General features: G+C 62.9%; 5 protein-coding genes and 2 tRNA genes. 5 read left to right on the top strand and 2 right to left on the bottom strand.

Annotated features, from left to right (window positions below):
- Nucleotides 1-160 precede the first annotated feature (160 nt).
- The 4 genes from EDF61_RS03195 (at nucleotide 161) to EDF61_RS03180 (ending at nucleotide 4,035) form a co-directional block, all read left to right on the top strand.
- Nucleotides 161-234: transfer RNA gene (locus EDF61_RS03195), tRNA-Thr, on the top strand.
- 164 nt (nucleotides 235-398) lie between these two features.
- Nucleotides 399-1,349, top strand: a complete 951-nt coding sequence (locus EDF61_RS03190; RefSeq protein WP_105659113.1) for a DUF808 domain-containing protein — start codon at nucleotides 399-401, stop codon at nucleotides 1,347-1,349.
- A gap of 122 nt (nucleotides 1,350-1,471) precedes the next feature.
- Entirely contained in the window at nucleotides 1,472-3,106 is a 1,635-nt protein-coding gene (locus EDF61_RS03185; RefSeq protein ID WP_133833250.1) for an HsdM family class I SAM-dependent methyltransferase, read from the top strand.
- Nucleotides 3,103-4,035 (top strand): hypothetical protein, encoded by a 933-nt coding sequence (locus EDF61_RS03180; protein WP_105659115.1) that lies wholly within the window; start codon nucleotides 3,103-3,105, stop codon nucleotides 4,033-4,035. The genes EDF61_RS03185 and EDF61_RS03180 overlap by 4 nt, the downstream gene beginning before the upstream one ends.
- Before the next feature lie 4 nt (nucleotides 4,036-4,039).
- Here EDF61_RS03180 and EDF61_RS03175 read toward each other — a convergent pair whose 3' ends face one another.
- A complete protein-coding gene (locus EDF61_RS03175) occupies nucleotides 4,040-4,657 on the bottom strand; it encodes a GNAT family N-acetyltransferase (RefSeq protein WP_105659116.1) in 618 nt (205 codons plus the stop codon).
- Nucleotides 4,658-5,066: 409 nt separating this feature from the next.
- Between EDF61_RS03175 and EDF61_RS03170 the strand changes: the two genes are divergently transcribed.
- Nucleotides 5,067-5,143: transfer RNA gene (locus EDF61_RS03170), tRNA-Val, on the top strand.
- 56 nt (nucleotides 5,144-5,199) lie between these two features.
- Here EDF61_RS03170 and EDF61_RS03165 read toward each other — a convergent pair.
- A complete protein-coding gene (locus tag EDF61_RS03165) occupies nucleotides 5,200-6,246 on the bottom strand; it encodes an LLM class flavin-dependent oxidoreductase (protein WP_105661591.1) in 1,047 nt (348 codons plus the stop codon).
- Nucleotides 6,247-6,433: the final 187 nt, after the last annotated feature.

Here is a 6,433-nt window from a genome sequence, read left to right as displayed (position 1 = left end):
TTCGGGTCAGGCTTTTAATGAGTCACATCCAAGGGTGGGACGGCTGGTTCTTATCCTGCCAGCTAGTCCCAGACCAACCACCTCGATACTCACAGGCATTTAACTCGGAGCATCGCCAATTCGCAGTGCCGCAGGGTTTTCGGATATTCTTATTCGGTACGCCCCCTTAGCTCAGCTGGCCAGAGCGTCTGTCTTGTAAACTGAAGGTCACCGGTTCGAATCCGGTAGGGGGCTCTGACCTGGTCCTGGACCAGCAACGGGAACCGTGTCCATGAATCTTCGTGGCGCGGTTTCTTTTTTTAGCCCCAGATCTTGCCCGAGCCAGCGTCGCGCCTATGGCAGGCTCAAAGATCCCGCCGGTAGAATTTTGCGCAGAACCTATATTTGAGGAGCCGACCATGGCCGGAGGCCTTGCAGCACTATTGGACGACGTGGCGGCGCTGGTGAAAGTCACCGCGGCATCGCTTGATGACATCGCGCTGGGCGCTGGCAAGGCCAGCACCAAATCGCTAGGCGTCGTCATCGACGATGCGGCAGTCACCCCGCAGTACGTGGCCGGGCTCTCGCCCAAGCGCGAGCTTCCAATCATCTGGAAGATCGCCGTTGGGTCTATCCGGAACAAAATGCTGTTCATCCTTCCGGTGGCGCTGATCCTATCGCAGTTCGCTCCATGGGCACTGACCCCGATCCTGATGATCGGTGGCGCCTATCTGGTTTTCGAAGGCGCCGAGAAGCTGCTTGAGGCGATGGGCGCGATCAAGCACCACACTCCGGGCGGCAAGGAGGGAGTGCGCGACGAGAAAGCGATCATCGGATCGGCAGTGCGCACAGACCTCGTGCTTTCCGCGGAGATCATGGTCATCTCGCTGAACGAGGTGTCCCACGAGCCATTCTTGAATCGCGCGCTGATCCTGATTGTGATCGCCATCCTGATGACCGTCGTGGTCTATGGCGCCGTGGGCTTGATCGTCAAAATGGACGACATCGGACTGCACATGGCCGCCAAGCCGCGCCAGCTCACGCAGAAGATCGGGCGCGGCCTGGTCAAGGCGATGCCCATCGTGATGTCCATCCTGAGCAAGGTCGGCGTGATCGCGATGCTCTGGGTCGGCGGGCACCTGCTGCTGGTCGGCATGGACGAACTGGGCTGGCACGCACCGTACGGCTTCGTGCACCACGTGGAACTGCTGGTCCACGACGCGACCGGCCAGGCCGGCGCCGTGCTGGGCTGGCTGGTGAACACCGCCTTCTCCTGCCTTGCCGGTTTCATCATGGGTACCGTGATTACCGTCATCATCCTGGGCATCCAGAAGCTGCGCCACAAGGGCAAAGCCGAAGCAGACCACTAGGAACAGGAATCAGCCAGATGCCCGCGCACGTAGAATAGAGAAGTTGCCGCCCGGACTCGGTCTACCGGTCCAGCCCAACTGTCTGGCCTACGTGGAAAGATCGATGCGTGTTGAGTAGAGAATTGACAGATCAGGCCACCGCCCGCCATGCGCGCGGAGCCTACTTCACCCCGGAACCCGTTGCCAGCTTCATGGCGCAGTGGGCGCTAGGGGAGCAAGGATCCAAGGTCCTGGAACCCTCCTGCGGTGAAGCGCAATTCCTTGCCGCTGCCCATCCGGTGCTCGCAGATGGCCGAGAGCGGGTCGAGCTGGTGGGCCTGGAACTGCACGAACCATCGGTGCAGGCCGCCCGTGAGCGGATGAGCGCCGCCGGGATCGACGCGCGCATCGAGCACGCCAACTTCTTCGAGGTCACCGGCAACGCCGAGTACGACGCTGTCATCGGCAACCCTCCCTACGTGCGCTACCAGCTGCACCGCGGGGCTGACCGGCAGCTCTCGCGCGCCGCGGCCAAAGCCTCGGGCGTGGAACTGAATGAACTTGCCAGCATCTGGGCCGCTTTCGTCGTGCATGCCACCAGCTTCCTTGCCGTCGGCGGGCGCCTGGCCCTGGTGCTTCCGGCAGAGCTGATGTTCGTGAACTATGCCGGGCCTGTCCGCCAGATGCTGCTTGAACGCTTCGCCAGCGTGCACCTGGCCGTCTTCGAAGAGCGCTTGTTCGCCGACGCGCAGGAAGAAGTGGTGCTGCTGCTGGCCGAGGGCTACCGCGAAGGGGCTAGCGGTTCCTTCAACCTGCACCAATTCCGCAATGCGCTGGATCTGCAAGCCCTGGGCGAAGGCACCCGCCACACCCCGGTGCGCATGAACGAGCGCTGGACCGGTTCCCTGGTCGGCCTCGAAGCCCAGGGGATCTTGTCGGCGGCACTGGCCGCCGGACGGATGGCGCCGCTGCAGTCCTGGGGCGAAACCTCGCTGGGCGCGGTCACCGGCAATAATAAGTGGTTCACCCTCTCGGCCCAGCAGATCCAGGACCTGGGGCTGGCCCGCGAGGACCTGATCCGGATCTCGCCTCCGGGCTCGCGCCACCTGCGCGGGCTGGAATTGAGCGAGGACGGCTGGGAAAAGCTCGCCGAGCACGGGGCAGCTGCCTACATGTTCCGCCCCGGCGCGGAACCCAGCGGTGCTGGTGCGCGCTTTGTGGCCAGCGGTGAACTGCAGAACGTCGACCAGGCCTACAAGTGCAAGGTGCGCTCGCCATGGTGGCGGGTGCCGGTGCTCTCGGTGCCGGACCTGTTCATGACCTACATGAACGCCGACACCCCGCGGTTGACCGCCAACGAGGCCGCGGTGCACCACATCAACTCGATCCATGGGGTGTACCTCGGCGCCGATGCGCGCGAGCTGGGCCGCGAGCTGCTCCCGGTGGCATCGCTCAATACCCTGACCATGCTCGGAGCCGAAATGGTGGGCCGCTCCTACGGCGGCGGCATCCTGAAGCTGGAACCGCGTGAAGCCGACCAGCTGCCGGTCCCGGCGATCGGCATGGTGCAGCGCTATGCCCGGCAATTGCGTGCCATCAAGCCGGCGGTGCGTGAACTGCTGGTGCAGGGGCGCAAGCAAGAGGCCACCGACCTGGTGGACGGCGTGGTGCTCGAGCAGCTGCTCGGCTTGGAGCCGGATGCGCTGGAGGCGGTCCGCACTGCGCGAATGAATATGCTCGAACGCCGCAAGGCCAGAAGCAAAGCCGTGAGGGGATGAACGTGGCCAATCCTGCGATCGAAAAGACCTTGGCCTTTGCCGAATTCGATACCACGTTGATGTCAGCGGCGAAGGATTCGCCCTGGCTGGGCAATGGCGCGGTAACCGAGGAATTCAACCCGTCCTTCCCGGTGCTCGAACGCCTGCTGAGCATCCCGGTCCGCAACAAGGCGGTCACCCGATCGGGCCGCTTTGCCCAGGGCGTGGACGCATGGCTGGCCCATGAATTGCGCCGTGCCGGATTCGATGCGGATCTGGTGTGGCCGCGTCCCGAGGCGCCCCGGGTCTTGTCCAGCGACATCCTGGAACTGCTGCGCAAGCTGCCGGAGCGGCTGGCCGACGAGGTGCACGAGTCCATCATGGCGGGCAAGGCGGGCAGCATCGACGCGCGCATCCTGGGCCGCGCCTACATGAAGCAAACCGACGTGGTGATGACCCATTGGTCCACCGGTCCCGAACTGCTGCTCAGCACCAAGGCGATGACCTCATCCTTCGGCAAGAACCTGGCCAACCGCTATGAAGAGGCCTATGGGGATGCGGCTAACCTGCGGGCCCGCTACCCGCTGGCAGCCGTCGGGTTCTTCTTCGTGCAGCGTGCCACGATCCTGGAATCCGAGCCGGCCGCCTTCCGCCGCACCGTGGACATGATCCGCAAGCTGCGCGACTTCGGCGACGGCTTCGGGTACACCGCCACCGGCCTGCTGCTGGTGGATTGGGATGAGAGCGCAGAGGATCCCGAAGTGAAATGCGTCCACGCTCCGGTGCCAGCGGATATTGCCGCGCCGCAGTTCCTCAACGCCATGGTCGATGCGGTCCTGAAGGTCACCCCGATTGACCTGCACGAGGCCGCTCGCGCTCGCCGGGCCGGAGAAGTTGCCCCGCTGCCGGGCCACGGCTCCGTGGACGAACAGCAGGACGCCCTGTTCTAGGCGGTCACATCACCGGCACGGCGGAGGCCGGATCATCGGATCCGAACTGCGCGGCGAATCCCTGGACCGGGGCCGGGCCGGCCATGAGGCTCGGGGCTGGCATCGCACTTTCGGGAAGGTGGATGGCCACGTGGTCCTCGGAGGCCTGCGGCAATTGCGCGGCCCACTGCCATGCGGCCTCGGTGGCCCGGTAGATGAACTTCAGCTGCCCATCGTGCTCGAAGCTGCGCTCGCGCTGCCACAGTTCCGAGCGCTCGTAGAAGGCCCAGGATGCCGGGTTCTGCGAATCGATGACGCTGATCGGAGTTTTGCCCGAACGCAGCGCGTGGGCAAGGCGCAGCGACGTCGCATGCTGGCGGATGCCCAGGCGGCGGTAGTCCGGGCGCACGGCCATGCAACCGAGCTCCACGGCGTTCATCGAAGAAGTCGGGGCAATGATGGAATCATGCACGAGGCCTGCGGCAACCAAGGTGCCCTGGTCGCGCACGGTCACAAGCAGCGAGAGCCGGTCGAACTTCTGGTTCCAACGCTGGTCGACCAGGGGGTAAAGGGTCGCTAATTCGGCGCGCTGGGCCGGCTGAACACATAGGGATGACAAGGAAAAGTTCAGGTTTTCAAACACTGGGTACGGTCCTAAATTCTAAGAACGAACGAAAGATGAGGCTTTTGCGCGGTGGAAAAATCCACTGCGCGGTTTCGTTGGCCTTGAGGGGACCGATGCCGGCGGCTTCCGGCAACTTCCTTGTAGGGTCCAGTTTGAGCTCGATGAGCTAGAAAAATTATGGAGTCTAAAGTCCCTTTTTGACAAGTGGAAATGGGTACTTTTAGGTGAATCGCAAATAAACTATTCGGCGCTGTTTTTCTGCTCTACTCATTGCCTGAACCGTGACTGTTCGAACCTGCGCTGGAAGCGGCATTTCGGCGTGTTCCGGGGACGGATTCCGGGCGCTGGAACCGGTGGCCGATTTGGAGTGAGGTCCACGGCCCGGTAGGATTGCTTATGCGCTTGGCTTGCAAGTCAGGGCGCAGATGGATCTTTAGCTCAGTTGGTTAGAGCGTTCGCCTCACACGCGAAAGGTCGCTGGTTCGAGTCCAGTAAGATCCACCAAGAACGAAAGCCACCGCAATGCGGTGGCTTTCGCTGTTTCCGGGACAGCCAGGATCCTAGGCGCCAAGCAGCTGGTGCACCATGGGCTTGACCTCTTCTCCGAGCAACTTGATGCTGTTCATCATCGCCTCGTGCGGCAAGGAACCGGCAGAGTACTTGATGTCAACGCGCGACAAGCCCAGCTGCTGGGCCACCTTGGCCATCTTCCGTGCCACAGTTTCCGGGCTGCCGGCCATCATGGCTCCCTCGGGCCCCATGGAAGCCTGCAAGCGCATCTTGCTGGCCGGCGGCCAGCCTCGTTCGGCGCCCAGCCGATTCATGGTGCGCTGGTAATGCGGCCAGAGGGTTTCCAGGGCCTCCTGGTCGGTGGAAGCCACCAAGCCATGGAAGTGCGCCGAGACCGGCAATTCTCCATGGCCGAACTCCTTCAGCGCACGGCGGTAGAGAGTGGCCAAGCCTTCGAAGGCCGAGGGCTGGCCGCCGATAATGGCCAAGCACAACGGCAAGCCATGCCGGGCCGCGCGGGTTACCGACTGCGGGCTGCCACCCACACCCACCCAGGTGGTCAAGGGCTGGTCTTCCAGCAGCGGGTAGATCTGCTGGTTGCGCAAGGCGGCGCGGTGCTTGCCCTGCCAGGAAACTGGCGTGCCGTGGCGGAGCTTGGCCAGCAGATGCAGCTTCTCTTCGAACAGGTCCTCGTAGTCTTCAAGATCCAGGCCGAAGAGCGGGAAGGATTCAATGAAGGAGCCGCGGCCTGCGATGATCTCCACTCGCCCGTTGGAGATCGCGTCCAAGGTGGCAAAGCGTTCGTAGACGCGCACCGGGTCGTCGCTGGAGAGCACGGTCACCGCGGTGCCGAGCTTGATGCGCTGGGTAGTGCTGGCCAGGGCGGCCAGAACCATTTCGGGGGAGGAGATGGCATAGTCATCGCGGTGGTGCTCGCCGACACCGAAGAAATCAAGACCCGAGGCTTCGGCCTGCTGCCCCTCGGCGATGACATTGCGGATCACCTGGGCATGGCTCAGCGGGTTGCCCTGGGCATCCTCGGTGATGTCGCCGAAGGTCTCGGCTCCGATTTCTGGCAAAGGGAACTGCGTATTCATTGGATCCTCCGGATTATATGCAAACACATCTAACTTCTGCATGGTGCAACCAACTGCCGAGCGCCGGTATTCCAGTGGCCGAAAATACCCTTAAATGTGTTCGGCAATACCTCCCGAATTCGCCACGTTCCCGACAACTTTTCATGCACGGGTTGTATGGTGAATCCCATGGGAAAAACTTTGGATG

Origin of the sequence: Arthrobacter sp. JUb115, assembly GCF_004365035.1 — a bacterium.
In the GTDB taxonomy this organism is placed as follows: Bacteria; Actinomycetota; Actinomycetes; order Actinomycetales; family Micrococcaceae; genus Glutamicibacter.
Note: the sequence above shows the minus strand (reverse complement) of the source record. Positions and strands in the feature narration are given on the sequence as shown.

What these genes read in the sequence shown, in the direction of transcription:
- EDF61_RS03190 (WP_105659113.1), top strand. Translation starts at nt 399, where the DNA reads ATGGCCGGAGGCCTTGCAGCACTATTGGACGACGTGGCGGCGCTGGTG.
- EDF61_RS03165 (WP_105661591.1), bottom strand. Translation starts at nt 6,246, where the DNA reads ATGAATACGCAGTTCCCTTTGCCAGAAATCGGAGCCGAGACCTTCGGC.
- EDF61_RS03180 (WP_105659115.1), top strand. Translation starts at nt 3,103, where the DNA reads ATGAACGTGGCCAATCCTGCGATCGAAAAGACCTTGGCCTTTGCCGAA.